Below are 14758 nucleotides of genomic sequence, written 5' to 3'. Positions count from 1 at the left end.
CCTGTGCCCCGGTTACCCGCCCTCATATGAACACTGACACCCTCGACCTTATCGCCCTCGCCCAGTCGATCAAAGACTGGGGCCGCGAGCTGGGCTTTCAACAGGTCGGGATAGCCGATGTGCAACTGGGCGAACACGAGGCGCACCTGCAGCGCTGGCTGGACGCTGGTTACCAGGGCGAGATGGACTATATGGCCGCCCACGGCAGCAAACGTTCCCATCCGGACGAACTGGTGCCCGGCACTCTGCGCGTGGTGTCGCTGCGTATGGACTACCTGCCCGGCGACACACAGATGGTCCAACGCCTCGCCCAGCCAGAAAAGGCCTACGTGTCGCGTTACGCCCTGGGTCGCGATTATCACAAGCTGATCCGCAAACGCCTGCAGCAGCTGGCCGAACGCATCCAGCAGCAGATCGGTCCATTCGGCTACCGCGCCTTTGTCGATAGCGCACCCGTGCTGGAGAAGGCCATCGCCGAACAGGCCGGGCTTGGCTGGATCGGCAAAAACACCCTGGTGCTCAACCGCAAGGCCGGTAGCTACTTCTTTCTCGGCGAACTGTTTGTCGACCTGGCGCTACCGGTGGATCCGCCTCACGCCAGCGAACATTGCGGGCGTTGCACGGCCTGCATGGATGTCTGCCCCACCGCCGCCTTTGTCGGCCCCTATGTGCTGGATGCGCGGCGCTGCATTTCCTACCTGACCATCGAACTCAAGGGTTCCATCCCTGAGGAGCTGCGCGCACCGATCGGCAACCGGGTGTTCGGCTGCGACGACTGCCAGATGGTTTGCCCGTGGAACCGCTTTGCCAAACCCACCGAGCAGAGCGACTTCCAGCCGCGCCACAGCCTGGACAACGCCGAGCTGGCAGAGCTGTTCTATTGGAGCGAAGACGAATTTCTTAGCCGCACCGAGGGCTCGCCGCTGCGCCGCGCCGGCTACGAGCGCTGGCTGCGCAACCTGGCGGTGGGCCTGGGCAATGCGCCCTCCAGCATCCCGGTGCTGGAAGCGCTCAAGGCGCGCCGCGAGCACCCATCAGAATTAGTACGCGAGCATGTCGAATGGGCCCTGGCGCGTCATGGCCTGTAACGAATACAGGGGGTTCGTATGTCGTAGGATGGGTGATAACCCATCAATTGGCTGATGGGTTATCACCCATCCTACGCATCTTTCTTTTACTGAACGCACAGAAAAAAGCCCGCTGTAGCGGGCTTTTGCCTGCGTCAGACTTTAAGAAAGTGCTGGCGGTAATGCTTCAGCTCGGCGATGGACTCACGGATATCATCCAGCGCCTGGTGCGTGCCCTGCTTCTGGAACGACTCCTTGACCTGCGGCGCCCACAGGCCGGCGAGAATTTTCAGGGTGGAGACATCCAGATAGCGGTAGTGGAAGTAGGCTTCCAGGTTCTGCATGTACTTATAAAGAAAGCGCCGATCCTGACCGATGCTGTTGCCGCAGATCGGCGACTTGCCCTTCGGCACCCACTGCTCGAGGAAGGCGATGGTCATGGCCTCCGCTTCCGCCGGGCCGATAGTGCTTTCCCGTACGCGCTGGGTCAGGCCGCTTTGGCCATGGGTACGGGTATTCCACTCATCCATGCCGGCAAGCAGCTCATCACTCTGGTGCACGGCAATCACCGGGCCTTCCGCGAGGATATTCAGATCGCTGTCGGTGACGATGGTGGCCATCTCGATGATGACGTCCGTTTCGGGCTCCAGACCGGTCATTTCCAGGTCGATCCAGATCAGATTCTGCGGGTTCTGCATGCGGGGCTCCTCGGCTAAGGCCGACAGTTTAACAGGCCGCCGAAAAACTACTGCGTTCGGCCGACAGCATTGCGCTCAAGCCGCGCCTCGCATGCGCCACAACAGCAGGCGCGACTTGCGCCAGTCGTGCAGTTCGATCTGCTGATCCGCCGGATGCCCCGGCACCTCGAAGGTGTTGCTGATCAGCAGGCTACCGGCCGGCATCTGTGCACAGGCCCTGGCCCACAGTTCCGGCATCGGCGCAGGCGAAAGAAAGCAATACACCACATCAAACGTAGCCAGGTCCGTACGCCAGAGGTTTTCATAGCGAATCTGGCAATTGCTCTGGAACAAGGCGCGCAACCAGGCAATGACAAAGGACAGCGGAGCGGTCTCCACGCCGACAAACTGTGCCTGCGGATAGTGCCGCGCCAAACTCAGCAACGTGCCGGCCGGGCCGCAGCCCAGATCAATAAAGCGAAACTGCGCGGGCTGCTGGTCAAGCACCGCACGCAAATGCTGACGCGTACCGGCAGCCGTCAGGTACAGCGGCACCCGCTCGCCAAAGCTGTTCCAGTTCAACAGCAACAGCAGGACAAAACCACCGAGAAACACCCAGGACGGCAGCGGCGCACCACTGGCCAGCAACAGCGCAGGAACGAACAGCAAATTCAATCCGCACCACCAACGCGACAACCCCAGATAACGCGCCAGCGTGGTAGCCAGCAAGCCTTGCAACAGGCCGGCTGCCAGCCAGGTCGGCCGCCAGGGCGACAGTTGAGCCGCCAGATACAGCGCAAGGCCGATCAGCACGGTCGCGCCCACCTGGGCAGACAAGGCCAGTAGCGCCGGGTAGTGGCGGACAACGCGCAGCATGCAGACTCCTCAACCGTCCGACCGATGATGCGCCGCAGTTTAGCCGTGCCAGCAGCTCAATAGGCAGCCCGTGCTAGACTCGCGACCGTTTATTGCGCAATTCAACTCTCGGAAGCCCCATGGCCAAACGCCAACTCAACCGCCGGCAAAACTGGCGTATCGAAAAAATCCAGGGCGAGCGTGCCGCCCGCGCCGCCAAGCGCGAGTCGCAGGCTGTACAGATTCTTGAAGGCGGTGACCTCGGCCCGGAACAGACCGGCCTGGTGATCGCCCACTTCGGCGTGCAGATCGAAGTTGAAGCCCTGGATGGTGAACTGGCCGGCCAGGTATTCCGCTGCCACCTGCGCGCCAACCTGCCGACCATGGTCACCGGTGACCAGGTGGTATGGCGCGCCGGCAACCAGGGCATTGGCGTAATCGTCGCGCAGCTGCCACGCAGCACCGAACTCTGTCGCCCGGATACCCGCGGCCAGCTCAAGCCAGTCGCGGCCAACGTCGACCTGATCGTGATCGTCTTCGCGCCGCTGCCTGAGCCCCACGCCAACCTGATCGACCGCTACCTGGTCGCCGCCGAGCACGCCGGCATCCGTCCGTTGCTGTTGCTGAACAAGACCGACCTGCTGGATGAGCAGAACGCCGTGGCTCTCAACCGCATGCTCGGCGTGTACCGCGAGCTGGGTTATCCGCTGCTGGAAGTGTCCGCTCATGGCGGCGACGGCATGCAGCAGCTGCAGCAGCAACTCGATGGCCATGTCAGCGTGTTCGTCGGCCAGTCCGGAGTGGGCAAGTCGTCGCTGGTCAACAGCCTGTTGCCGGAAGTCGATACCCGCGTTGGCCCGCTCTCCGAGCTGACCGGCAAAGGCACCCACACCACCACCACAGCGCGGCTGTTTCACTTCCCCGGCGGCGGCGAGCTGATCGACTCCCCAGGGATTCGCGAATTCGGCCTGGTGCATGTCAGCCGTGACGATGTCGAAGCCGGCTTTATCGAGTTTCACGACCTGATCGGCCAATGCCGCTTCCGCGACTGCAAGCACGACCGCGAACCCGGCTGTGCCTTGCTCAAGGCGTTGGAAGATGGCCGCCTGCACCCGCAGCGCATGGCCAGTTACCGGCATATTCTGGCCAGCCTGCCAGAAGCCGAGTACTGAAAAAATCGCCGGGAGCGATTTTTAACGTCGCGCCGCGACGGCCCGCAGGGTGGCCGCCAGGGATGGCAAGCCATTCAAGATAAAAAGGCCGCGACATATCGCGGCCTTTTGGCATTTAGCTGCAGCTCACTCAGCGGGCTGATCGAACTGCAACACGCCTTCCTCGAAGATATTCAGCCGTTCGCGTAACTGCCCGCCGGGCAACGGTTCCGCTGGCGTGGCGGGAGGCGCGATGGCCGGTGCAGCCGGCGGACTACCCGCATCGGCAGGCGGCTCAGCCGCATCACTTTGCCCACCCTCGATGGCGCGCTGAGCCTTCTTGGTCAGCACCACAATGTCGATACGACGGTTGACTGGATTGAGCGGCTTCTCCCGATCAAACAAGGCCGACGACGCATAACCCACTACCCGCGCCACCTGCTCGTCGTCATAGCCGCCAGCAATCAGCACACGCCGCGCCGCATTGGCACGGTCAGAGGACAGCTCCCAGTTGCCATAGCCACCACGGCCGACAAAGGGCGCGGCATCGGTGTGGCCGCTGACGCTGATCTTGTTCGGCACCGCAGCGATGGTGTCGGTCATGGCCAGCAGAATGTCTTCGAAATAGGGCTGCAGACGCGCGCTGCCGGAAGCGAACATCGGCCGGTTCTCGGCATCCATGATCTGGATACGCAGGCCGTCCTGGGTGATCTCGAAAAGAATCTGATCCTTGAAGTTCTGCAGCTGAGGGTTTTCCTCAACCTTGTTCTGCAATTCCTGCAGCAGCAATTCCAGGCGCTCACGCTCGACTTCTTCGGCTATCGACTCGGCCTGCAGCTTGTCCACATCCGCCTGCGCATCCTCGGCCGGGCTCTTTTCGTCCTGCGGCTCCGGGTTCAGGGTGCGATCAGGGGCCGGCGTCGGCGTGCCGCCCAAGTCAATCACATAGGGGCTGGCACTTTCCGAGAACCCCACAGGGTCCTGGAAGTAGCCGGAAATCAGCTTCTTCTGCTCGGGTGTGGCCACCGTCATCAGCCACATCACCAGAAAGAACGCCATCATCGCCGTGGCAAAGTCGGCAAAGGCAATTTTCCAGGCGCCACCATGATGGCCACCGGCAACCTTTTTGACCCGCTTGACGATAATCGGCTGATTATTTTCCATGCTGCGCCTTAGCCCCCACGCATGGCCTGCTCAAGCTCGGTAAAGCTCGGGCGATGCGCAGGCAACAGCACCTTGCGGGAAAACTCCACAGCCAGCGATGGCGGCATCCCGGAGGCCGAAGCCACCAGACCGGCCTTGATCGCCTCATAGACGTTCAGCTCTTCTTTGGCATCATGCTCGAGAGCTGCGGCCAGGGGACCGAAAAAGCCGTAGGACGCGAGAATCCCGAAGAAGGTACCGACCAGCGCAGTACCGACCTTCTGGCCGATCTCTGCGTTATCCGCCTCGGCCAGAATCGACATGGTGATCACAATGCCCAATACCGCCGCCACGATACCCATGGCCGGCATACCGTCGGCCACCTTGGCTACGGCATGCGCGGGGTGCTCAACTTCTTCCTTGAGGCTGGATATCTCCATATCGAACAGCCCTTCCAGCTCATGCGGGGCCATGTTGCCGGAGGACATGATGCGCAGGTAATCGCAGATAAAGGCGGTCATCTGCTGATCTTTGAGAATGCCGGGGTACTTGCTGAAAATCGGGCTGGCGGCCGGGTCTTCGACATCGGCCTCGATGGCCATCATGCCTTCGCGGCGGCTCTTGTTGAGAATCTCGTAAAGCAGCTTGAGCACATCAAGGTAATAGGCATGGGTAAAGCGCGAGCTGAACATGCTCAGCGACTTCTTGAACACATGCATAAAGGCGCTGCCAGGGTTGGCCTGCAGAAAAGCCCCCAACGCCGCACCACCGATGATCAAGATCTCAAAGGGGTGAACCAACGCCATAAACTGGCCACCGGAGAGGATAAACCCGCCCAGCACACTGGCGAGTACAACAATGATGCCGATGATTTTTGCCATAGAAAGAGACTTGCCAGAGAGGGTAGAAAGGGGCTTTGCAAAACAACCCTTCTATTTATCGGAAGTTTTGCGCGAGACTATAGCCAGTTAAGGTCAAAAGCCAGCTTGTCTCAACCCGCATGCCAAAGCCCGTCCACTATCCGCGCACCCTGACAGACTGGCTCAAGCAGCTGGACAGCCAGCTATTGCCTGCCTCCATCGACAGCCAGCAGACGCTGCGCCGCGCCCTGGCAGACAGTAATCGCTCGATGCGTGAGTTAGCGGACTTGATGCAGGGCTGTCCAGCGCTGGCGCTCAGCGTCTTGCGCGAAGCCAACCGTAAAAGCAGCGGACTGAGCGAGCAAACCGAAAGCCTCGAAGCCGCCATCAGCCGCCTCGGCATTAAACGCACCGAAGACCTGCTCAACGCCCTGCCCGCCCTCCCCGAGCAGGAATTACCCAAAGCGCTGCGGCAGATTCAGCTGATCAGCCAGCACGCCAGCCACCAGGCCAACGGCCTGTTCGCCGGCCGCCTGGCGCGACTGTGGCAGGAAGTGCACTGGGGCAGCCTGCTGTTTCTCGCACCGATCTGGACCCTGCTTGCCGCTCACCCTGAGCTGTTTGAAGTGTGGGAGCAGCGCGTTTTGGTCAAGGGCGAAGCCGCAAGCAAGGTTGAACAAGAGCTGCTGGGCGTGCCGCTGCTGAAGCTGTGCCTGGGCCTGAGCGAGCAGTGGCATTTGCCGGAATGGGTCATCCAGGGCTACCGGCTACTGGTCAGCGACCGCCGCCTGCTGGTCAAGGCGCTGCATATCGCCCGCGACAATGAACATCCACTACACCAGCAACAAATCCTCGACGCCGACAGCAACCTGCGCCGCTGGCTGACTCAGCCGGCCAACAGCATCCTGCTGGCCAACGGCCTGGCGCTGTCCGCGCACTACGCCTGGAACAGTCCGCACAGCCTGCGCTGGCAGCGCCTGACCGGTTTATTTCTGCAACTGCCGCTCGATAACGTGCAGCAGTTGCTGCACCAAAATGCCGTCAGCAGCGCCCGACAGATGCCCGGCAGCGACCTCTGGCACCCGGCCGAAGCGCTGCTCTGGCCATGGCAGGCAAGGCACCTCAAAGCCACAGTCGAACAGCCCAAGCCCGCAGTCGTCAGCGCGTGGCGCCAGCAATGCGCACAATTGCTCGCTCAACCCAGTGCGTTTACCAATGTGCTGCAGCTCACCGCCTGCGCCAATCAGGCGCTCCAGGCCTGCGGCATGCAACGTGTATTGATCCTGCTCGCCGACCGCAACCACACCCGCTTGATCGCCCAGCAGCAGAGCGGCCTGGACAAGGCCGCCGCCAGCCTCAGCCTTGACCCACAGCAAAGCCAGGTGCTGCGCCGCCTGCTCAGCGCGCCGGCACAACTCAAACTGAGCCCGGCCAACATCGCGCAGTTCTCCGCCATGCTGCCCGGCTCGCTGAAAAGCCTGTTTCCCAGCGAACACCTGCTGATTCGCTCAATTGCCAGCAACAACCGCGTGGTCATGCTGATCTTCGCCGACCAGGGTGGCCGGGCGCTGAGCGATGCCAGCGTGCAGGGCTTCGGCAAAACCGTGCAATGCATCGAGCGCGCCCTGGCCAGCTTTGCCAACCGCGGGCGCTAGGCTTTCCGCTACAATCCGTCCCTTTCCTGTCAAAAGAGGCCCGGCATGACCGCCTTCGCTGAGTTGCCCTTGCTGATCGAACCCGCGCAACTGGCCAGCCGCCTGAATGCGCCCGAGCTGATTCTGGTCGACCTGACCAGCAACGCCCGTTACGCCGCCGGCCACATCCCTGGCGCGCGCTTTGTCGACCCCAAGCGCACCCAGCTGGGCCAGCCGCCAGCCCCCGGCTTACTGCCTGAGCAGGCGCAGCTTGAGCAACTGTTTGGCGAACTGGGGCATAACCCCGACGCCGTCTACGTGGTGTATGACGATGAAGGCGGCGGCTGGGCCGGACGCTTTATCTGGCTGCTGGATGTGATCGGCCACCAGCGCTATCACTACCTGGACGGCGGCCTACAAGCCTGGCTAGCGGAGGAGCGCGAGCTCAGCACCGCAGTGCCGCAAGCCAGCGCGCAGACTGTTGCCCTGCAGCTGCACGCTGCGCCGACCGCCACCCGCGAATACCTGCAAAGCCGCCTCGGCGCCGCCGACTTGGCCATCTGGGATGCCCGCGCCCCCAGTGAATACAGCGGCGAAAAAGCCCTGGCGCAGAAGGCCGGGCACATCCCCGGCGCCATCAACTTCGAGTGGACTGCGGGCATGGACCCAGCCCGGGCGCTGCGCATCCGCGAGGATATCCAGGCGCAGCTCAATAGCCTCGGCATCACGGCCGACAAGGAAATCATCACCCACTGTCAGACCCATCACCGCTCCGGCTTTACCTACCTGGTCGCCAAGCTGCTCGGCTACCCACGGGTAAAAGCCTACGCCGGCTCCTGGGGCGAGTGGGGCAACCACCCGGACACCCCGGTCGAGCGCTAAGCACCCGCAGACCGCCAGTCACTTTTAAGGAACGCCAATGAAAGATCGTCTGTTTATCCTCAGCCAGTACCTGCTGCCGCACCACCTGCTGTCGCGCCTGATCGGCTGCGCCGCCGAATGCCGCGCGGGGTGGTTCAAGAATCGCCTGATCGGCTGGTTCGCCAAGCAGTACCAGGTCAACATGAGCGAGGCCCAGGTCGAAGACCTGACGGCTTTTGCCCACTTCAATGACTTCTTTACCCGTGCCTTGAAAGACGGCGCCCGGCCACTCGACAGCAGCCCTGGCGCAGTACTCTGCCCGGCCGATGGCGCGGTCAGCCAGCTGGGTAAAATCGAGCAAGGCCGGGTATTCCAGGCCAAGGGCCACAGCTTCAGTGTGATCGAACTGCTGGGCGGCGACACTGAGCGCGCCGCGGCCTTTATGGGCGGCGACTTTGCCACCATCTACCTCTCGCCCAAGGACTACCACCGCGTGCACATGCCGCTGGCCGGCACCTTGAAAGAAATGGTCTACGTGCCGGGCCGGCTGTTCTCGGTCAACCAGACCACCGCGGAAAACGTCCCTGAGCTGTTTGCCCGCAACGAGCGCGTGGTCTGCCTGTTCGATACCGAGCGCGGCCCGATGGCCGTGGTACTGGTCGGCGCGATGATCGTGGCCTCGATCGAAACCGTCTGGGCGGGCCTGGTCACGCCGCCAAAACGCACGTTGAAAACATTCAGTTACGACGAGGCATCGCGTGCGCCAATCGTTCTGGAGAAAGGCGCAGAGCTCGGACGTTTCAAGCTCGGCTCTACAGCCATCGTGCTGTTTGGCCCGGAACAGGTGCAATGGGCCGCAGAACTGGCCGCCAACAGCCCGGTACAGATGGGCCAGCGCCTCGCCGCACCACTCGGCTAACCCGCCACAGCCGGCACTGTCAGCCCATGCAGACAGTGCCGCAGCGACTACCCAGCGTGAACCTCTGGGTACGAAAACCAGTCACAACAATGACTTCCAGATGATTTGCGTGTCGCGCCAACTTGGCAACCCAGCCAAGGACATGGCTGCGGGGCGCGCGAGATGCTGCTAGAGTCGAAACATAATTCCTAGACTCACCTGCCTTGCCCGTGTGCTGGAGTATCCGATTTAGATGGATAAACAGAATTCTCACTTGCTACTGCGCGTCACCACGCCGGATAAGCAAAGCCTGTCATTCTGCGAAGCCAGTCCTCGTGATCTGAAAAAATGGGTCGATGGCCTGCCCAAGGCCAATATCGGTGAAACCGCGCGCCAGCTTTACCAGGCGCTGGTCGAACTCAATCAGCTGCTGACGCCCTCGGAAAACCGCCTGCAACTGCTGGAAATCCTCCGGCCGGAAATCTATTTCGTCTGCAAGCAACTGGAAAAACACTTCCTTAACCAGGCCATCGTCCTCGATGAACGGCCGCGTAAGGTTGCCAACCTCTGCCAGGCCCTGCAGAACCACCTGGCCATCGGCTACAAGCTGATCGTTGCCCGCCTGGCCGCCCAGCCCGGCCGCGAACGCCACCAACTGCTTGCCGTCGCCCTGCAACGCGCCACCCACAGCCTGTGCGGCCCATTGATTCGTGCCAGCCAACTGTACTGCCCGGTACCCGAAGGCCTCTGGCTGGAGCTGCACCAGCTGTACCAGATGGCCCTGGCGCGCGGCCTGCACAAGACCATGATTCGTGACACCCAGGCACTACACACCCAAGGCCTGAGCACCGAGCAAAGCTATCTGGTTGCCCTGCTGCTTGGTTGCGCACGCTGCAACCAGATGCGCCAGAGCGCCATTGCCCGCCTGGCCGAAGTGCTCGAGCCCTGGAGCGCACTGGCCACTCTGCAGGCCGGCGACGAGCCTTCCAGCCTGTTCGCCGTTGCGCCGCAGCTGGATGGCCCGCCCCGTTATATCTCGCTGTTCCAGCAAAACGAGCTGCACAAAGCACTAGGGATCGATCCCAGCCAGTTGGTGGATGCGATCAAGGAACACCTGCTGCTGCCAGCCGAGAGCCTTGCCCAGTCGCGCCTGACGGTGCCTGAAGGCTTCAGCCACGACATGCTGCAACACCTGGCAGCCGCCTGGGGCGATATCGCCGAGCGCACCTTTCAGCGCAGCCAGGGCCACGGCGCACTGACCCTGTGCATCGGCATGAGCGCGCTGCATTTCTACCTGGCCGGCAAACGCCCGTTCAACGAAGTGCTGCAAGTCCCGGTGACAACTAATGCGGCGGTATTCAAAGCCGACACCGGCGCACCGGATGTCTGGTCAAACGCCTTTGATGCGCAGAAGAGCAACCAGTGGGAAAACGGCCTGCCTTTCGAGGAAATTCAGTACAACAAGCCGCACCAGCCCAACGAGTCGGCCGAGACTAGCAGCCAAGAAAGCTATCCGACCTACGAAGTGACCATCGTCAATATCAGCCCCGGTGGCTACTGCCTGTCATGGCCGAAGGACGTACCCAGCCAACTCCAGGCTGGTGAACTGCTCGGCGTACAAGGCCTGCCGCAACAGGGCTGGAGCATTGCCGTGGTGCGCTGGATTCGCCAGGTACGCGGCGGCGGCACGCAGATGGGTATCGAGCTGATCGCTCCGCACGCGCAAGCCTGCGGCCTGCAGCTGGTGCGCAAGGCCGAACAGAACAGCCAGTACCTGCGCGCCCTGCTGCTGCCGGAAATCAGCGCCATCTCGCGACCGGCCAGCTTGATTACTGCACGCCTGCCGTTCCAGGAAGGCAACAAGGTCAGCATCAATCTGAATGGCAACGAGCACCGTGCGGTGCTCAGCCGCCGGCAAACCAGCACCGGCAGTTTCAACCAGTTCGAATACCGTGGCGTCGAGCAGATCAGCAGTGAGCACGGGAAGCCTGTCACAGCGCCGAAAGGCCGCACGCCAGGCGGGGAGGAAGACTTTGACTCACTCTGGAAGTCGCTGTAGATTGCCGACGCACTCCCTTTTGTCGCCTTTTCGCGCCCGTTCGGCGCAGATTTGATACCACACCATGGCCATTGAAAAAAAAACCATTCGGCTACTGATACTCGAAGACTCGCAGAACGAGGCCGAGCGCCTGGTCAGCCTGTTCCGTAATGCGGGGCGGGCAACCCGTGTGCACCGCCTGACCTCCAGCGATGATCTCAACGAGGCCCTGCAGCAAAGCTGGGATCTGCTGATCTGCGCGCCGAGCAGTGAACAGCTGGCACCGAGTGAGGCGATTGGCGCAATCCGTCGCCAGGCCAAGGATATTCCGGTCATCCAGCTGCTCGCCGACAATGACTCCGACAGCATCACCGAAGCCCTGATGCTCGGCGCTCAGGACGCATTACCGCAAGGTGAAGATGAGCGCCTGGTATTGGTCGCCAAGCGCGAGCTGGCCAACCTGGAAGAACGCCGCGCGCGCCGCGCCTCTGAAGTGGCCCTGCGCGAAGCGGAGAAACGTTGCCAGCTGCTGCTCGACAGCTCCGTTGACGCCATCACCTACGTACACGACGGCATGCACATCTACGCTAACCGCGCCTATCTGGAGCTGTTTGCCTACGAAGATGCCGACGAACTGGAAGGCATGCCGATGATCGATCTGATCGGCAGCAGCGACCAGTCCAGCTTCAAGGACTTCCTGAAGAATTATCAAAGTGCCGAAGGCAGCGCCGAACTCAACTGTGCCGGCATCAAGGCCAACGGCCAGAGCTTCCCGGCGCAGATGAGCTTCTCCCCGGCCACCTACGATGGCGAGCCCTGCATCCAGGTGGTGATTCGCGCCGAAACTGGCAACGCCGAGCTGGAAGAAAAGCTGCGCGAAATCAGCAGCCAGGATCTGGTCACCGGCCTGTTCAACCGTACCCACTTCCTCGAACTGATGGACAACGCCGCCGAGCGCGCAGTGAATGCCGGGCAACCGTCCAGCCTCGCTTACATCCGCGTCGACCGCTACGCCAGCCTGCTCGCCGATATCGGCCTGGCAGGCATCGATATCCTGCTCACCGACCTGGCCAACCTGCTGCGCGCGCACTTCAGCGCTGACGCGCAACTGGCGCGCTTCGGCGATGACGTATTTGCCGTACTGCAACCCGGCGTCAGCCCGGAAAGCACCCGCGAGCAACTGAGCAGCTTGCTGAAAAAAGTCGAAAGCCATCTGTTCGACGTCAGCGGCCGCACCGTGCAAAGCACCCTGTCGATTGGTGTAGCCGGACTCAACGAGAAGACCGCCAAAGCCCAGGAAGTGGTCGACCGCGCCCATCGCTGTGCCGACGAGCTGAGCGATGGCAACGCGATCAAAGTGTTTAACCCAGCCGATGAACTGGCCGCCGCCGCGAGCCGTGGCAACATTGTCGCGATGATCCAACAGGCGCTGGAGAAGAACAGCTTCCGCCTGCTGTTCCAGCCGATCATCAGCCTGCGCGGCGACAGCTTTGAGCACTATGAAGCGCTGCTGCGCCTGATCGGCCCACAGGGCGAGGAAATTCCGCCGACCGAACTGTTCAACGCGGCAAAAGATGCCGGCCTTGCTGAAAAGATCGACCGTTGGGTAATCCTCAACTCGATCAAGCTGCTCGCCGACCACCGCAGCAAAGGCCACAACACCCGCCTGTTCGTGCACCTGTCGACTGCCAGCGTGCAGGATCAGACTCTGCTGCCGTGGCTCAGCGTGGCCCTGAAAGCCGCACGCTTGCCCTCAGATTCACTGGTGTTCCAGTTCAGCGAGCCGGATGCGATTGCCTACCTGAAGCAGGCCAAGGCCATCACCCAGGGCCTCAACGAGCTGCACTGCAAAACCGCGCTGACTCAGTTCGGCTGCTCGCTGAATCCGTTCAACACGCTCAAGCATCTGCATATCGACTTCGTCAAAGTCGACAGCTCCTTCTCCCAGGACCTGAGCAAGGCGGAAAACCAGGAAGCATTGAAAACCCTGCTGGCCAGCCTGCACTCCCAGGCCAAGCTGACCATCGTGCCCTTCGTCGAGAGCGCCAGCGTGCTGGCCACCCTCTGGCAGGCCGGGGTCAACTATATCCAGGGGCATTACCTGCAGGGCCCGAGCCAGTCGATGGATTACGACTTCTCGGCTGGCGACGAGTAAGCAGTACAGGCAGCAAAAAGCCGCCCGAGGGCGGCTTTTGTTTGCCTGCTATTTACTCCAGGCCGTCGCGGTCGCGAAAGCCGAGCAAATAGAGAATACCGTCCAGCCCCAGGGTTGAGATCGCCTGCTTGGCCGACTGCTTGACCAGCGGCTTGGCCCGGAAGGCCACGCCCAGCCCGGCGATGGCCAGCATTGGCAGGTCATTGGCGCCATCGCCCACGGCAATGGTCTGCTCCAGACGCAAGCCTTCCTTGGCCGCCAGCTCGCGCAGCAAATCGGCTTTGCGCTGGGCATCGACAATCGGCTCGACCGCCACGCCGGTGACCAGGCCATCGACGATCTGCAGTTCGTTGGCGAACACATAATCGATACCCAGCTTGGCCTGTAGCTGCTTGGCAAAGTAGGTAAAGCCACCGGAGAGAATCGCGGTCTTATAACCCAGACGGCGCAGTTCGCTAAACAAGGTCTCGGCACCTTCGGTCAGGCGCAGCGAAGCGCCGATATCGGCCAGCACGGTTTCCGGCAAGCCCTTGAGCAGGGCCAGACGTTCGCGGAAGCTGGCGGCAAAATCCAGCTCGCCTCGCATCGCCCGCTCGGTGATTTCCGATACTTGCTCACCAACACCAGCGGCCTTGGCCAGCTCGTCGATCACCTCGGCCTCGATCAGCGTCGAGTCCATGTCGAACACTGCTAGGCGACGATTACGACGGAACAGCGAGTCACGCTGGAAAGCGATATCGACGTTGAGTTCCTGCGCCACGCTAAGGAACTCGGCACGCAGAGCGGCCGGGTCGGCCGGCTCGCCACGCACGGAAAACTCGATGCAGCCCTTGCCCTGCTCGGCCGGCATATCCAGCGGCATACGCCCGGACAAGCGGTCGATATGGTCGATATTCAGGTCATAACGCGCGGTAATCGCGCTGACCCGCTGCAACTGCTCGGCGGTGACCTTGCGCGTCAGCAGGGTGACGATATGCCGGGCTTTGCCCTGGCCACTGACCCACTGCTGGTAATCCGCCTCGGATACCGGCGTGAAGCGCACCTGCTGATCAAGCTTGTAGGCGGTAAACAGAATGTCCTTGAGTACCGACGAGGCGCGCTCGGTATCCGGGATTTCCACCAGAATGCCGAACGACAGGGTGTCATGGATCACCGCCTGGCCAATATCGAGGATATTCACCCCGCCCTGGGCCAGCACGCCAGTGATGGCGGCAGTCAAACCGGGGCGATCTTCGCCGGTGATATTGATCAGGACGATTTCGCGCAAGGCTCGGTCTCCAGTACAGCGTCAGGGGCAGCGGCTTGCTGAACAGGTCACAAGCCGTGGAAAAGGCGCACATTCTACCCATTTTCAGCGGCAAACAGCCACGCACGGCGCTTTGCCCACCGCAGGGGCGCCGCTATACTGCGCGCCAACTA

12 protein-coding genes are annotated in these 14758 nt (G+C 61.9%); 7 read left to right on the top strand and 5 right to left on the bottom strand.

Going from position 1 to position 14758, the window contains the following annotated elements:
• Window positions 1-26: 26 nt before the first annotated feature.
• The gene (queG, locus tag P3C18_RS03825) at window positions 27-1088 is read left to right on the top strand and encodes a tRNA epoxyqueuosine(34) reductase QueG (protein ID WP_275960546.1); all 1062 of its coding nucleotides are present in this window, start codon (window positions 27-29) and stop codon (window positions 1086-1088) included.
• Between the two features lie 134 nt (window positions 1089-1222).
• Here the strand turns inward: queG and orn are convergent, their stop codons facing one another.
• Complete coding sequence (gene orn, locus P3C18_RS03820; protein WP_275960545.1) at window positions 1223-1765, bottom strand: oligoribonuclease; 543 nt, start codon at window positions 1763-1765, stop codon at window positions 1223-1225.
• Window positions 1766-1840: 75 nt separating this feature from the next.
• A complete protein-coding gene (locus P3C18_RS03815; RefSeq protein WP_275960544.1) occupies window positions 1841-2620 on the bottom strand; it encodes a class I SAM-dependent methyltransferase in 780 nt (259 codons plus the stop codon).
• A 119-nt stretch (window positions 2621-2739) separates the two neighbouring features.
• Between P3C18_RS03815 and rsgA the strand changes: the two genes are divergently transcribed.
• Window positions 2740-3771: a small ribosomal subunit biogenesis GTPase RsgA gene (rsgA, locus tag P3C18_RS03810; protein WP_275960543.1), complete on the top strand. Its 1032-nt coding sequence runs from the start codon at window positions 2740-2742 to the stop codon at window positions 3769-3771.
• A gap of 126 nt (window positions 3772-3897) precedes the next feature.
• Here rsgA and motB read toward each other — a convergent pair whose 3' ends face one another.
• Together motB and motA are read right to left on the bottom strand one after the other, a co-directional pair.
• Entirely contained in the window at window positions 3898-4914 is a 1017-nt protein-coding gene (gene motB, locus P3C18_RS03805; RefSeq protein ID WP_275960542.1) for a flagellar motor protein MotB, read from the bottom strand.
• Between the two features lie 8 nt (window positions 4915-4922).
• A complete protein-coding gene (motA, locus tag P3C18_RS03800) occupies window positions 4923-5774 on the bottom strand; it encodes a flagellar motor stator protein MotA (RefSeq protein ID WP_275960541.1) in 852 nt (283 codons plus the stop codon).
• 119 nt (window positions 5775-5893) lie between these two features.
• Between motA and P3C18_RS03795 the strand changes: the two genes are divergently transcribed.
• The 5 genes from P3C18_RS03795 to P3C18_RS03775 all read left to right on the top strand — a co-directional run bounded on the left by P3C18_RS03795 (window position 5894) and on the right by P3C18_RS03775 (window position 13339).
• Entirely contained in the window at window positions 5894-7408 is a 1515-nt protein-coding gene (locus P3C18_RS03795; RefSeq protein WP_275960540.1) for an HDOD domain-containing protein, read from the top strand.
• Window positions 7409-7453: 45 nt separating this feature from the next.
• On the top strand, window positions 7454-8269 hold the full coding sequence (locus P3C18_RS03790; protein WP_275960539.1) for a rhodanese-like domain-containing protein: 816 nt from the start codon (window positions 7454-7456) through the stop codon (window positions 8267-8269).
• A gap of 37 nt (window positions 8270-8306) precedes the next feature.
• The gene (asd, locus tag P3C18_RS03785) at window positions 8307-9167 is read left to right on the top strand and encodes an archaetidylserine decarboxylase (protein ID WP_275960538.1); all 861 of its coding nucleotides are present in this window, start codon (window positions 8307-8309) and stop codon (window positions 9165-9167) included.
• Window positions 9168-9399: 232 nt separating this feature from the next.
• Window positions 9400-11205 (top strand): molecular chaperone, encoded by a 1806-nt coding sequence (locus P3C18_RS03780; RefSeq protein ID WP_275960537.1) that lies wholly within the window; start codon window positions 9400-9402, stop codon window positions 11203-11205.
• A gap of 64 nt (window positions 11206-11269) precedes the next feature.
• On the top strand, window positions 11270-13339 hold the full coding sequence (locus P3C18_RS03775) for an EAL domain-containing protein (protein WP_275960536.1): 2070 nt from the start codon (window positions 11270-11272) through the stop codon (window positions 13337-13339).
• Window positions 13340-13391: 52 nt separating this feature from the next.
• Here P3C18_RS03775 and serB read toward each other — a convergent pair whose 3' ends face one another.
• The gene (gene serB, locus P3C18_RS03770) at window positions 13392-14606 is read right to left on the bottom strand and encodes a phosphoserine phosphatase SerB (RefSeq protein WP_090249722.1); all 1215 of its coding nucleotides are present in this window, start codon (window positions 14604-14606) and stop codon (window positions 13392-13394) included.
• Window positions 14607-14758 lie beyond the last annotated feature (152 nt).

This window comes from Pseudomonas sp. 1928-m, assembly GCF_029269135.1.
GTDB lineage: Bacteria > Pseudomonadota > Gammaproteobacteria > Pseudomonadales > Pseudomonadaceae > Aquipseudomonas.
This window is presented reverse-complemented; position numbering and strand designations above follow the sequence as displayed.

Bases quoted from the DNA above. Each gene is read 5' to 3' on its own strand.
- queG (WP_275960546.1), top strand. From the start codon at position 27: ATGAACACTGACACCCTCGACCTTATCGCCCTCGCCCAGTCGATCAAA.
- orn (WP_275960545.1), bottom strand. From the start codon at position 1,765: ATGCAGAACCCGCAGAATCTGATCTGGATCGACCTGGAAATGACCGGT.
- P3C18_RS03815 (WP_275960544.1), bottom strand. From the start codon at position 2,620: ATGCTGCGCGTTGTCCGCCACTACCCGGCGCTACTGGCCTTGTCTGCC.
- rsgA (WP_275960543.1), top strand. From the start codon at position 2,740: ATGGCCAAACGCCAACTCAACCGCCGGCAAAACTGGCGTATCGAAAAA.
- motB (WP_275960542.1), bottom strand. From the start codon at position 4,914: ATGGAAAATAATCAGCCGATTATCGTCAAGCGGGTCAAAAAGGTTGCC.
- motA (WP_275960541.1), bottom strand. From the start codon at position 5,774: ATGGCAAAAATCATCGGCATCATTGTTGTACTCGCCAGTGTGCTGGGC.
- P3C18_RS03795 (WP_275960540.1), top strand. From the start codon at position 5,894: ATGCCAAAGCCCGTCCACTATCCGCGCACCCTGACAGACTGGCTCAAG.
- P3C18_RS03790 (WP_275960539.1), top strand. From the start codon at position 7,454: ATGACCGCCTTCGCTGAGTTGCCCTTGCTGATCGAACCCGCGCAACTG.
- asd (WP_275960538.1), top strand. From the start codon at position 8,307: ATGAAAGATCGTCTGTTTATCCTCAGCCAGTACCTGCTGCCGCACCAC.
- P3C18_RS03780 (WP_275960537.1), top strand. From the start codon at position 9,400: ATGGATAAACAGAATTCTCACTTGCTACTGCGCGTCACCACGCCGGAT.
- P3C18_RS03775 (WP_275960536.1), top strand. From the start codon at position 11,270: ATGGCCATTGAAAAAAAAACCATTCGGCTACTGATACTCGAAGACTCG.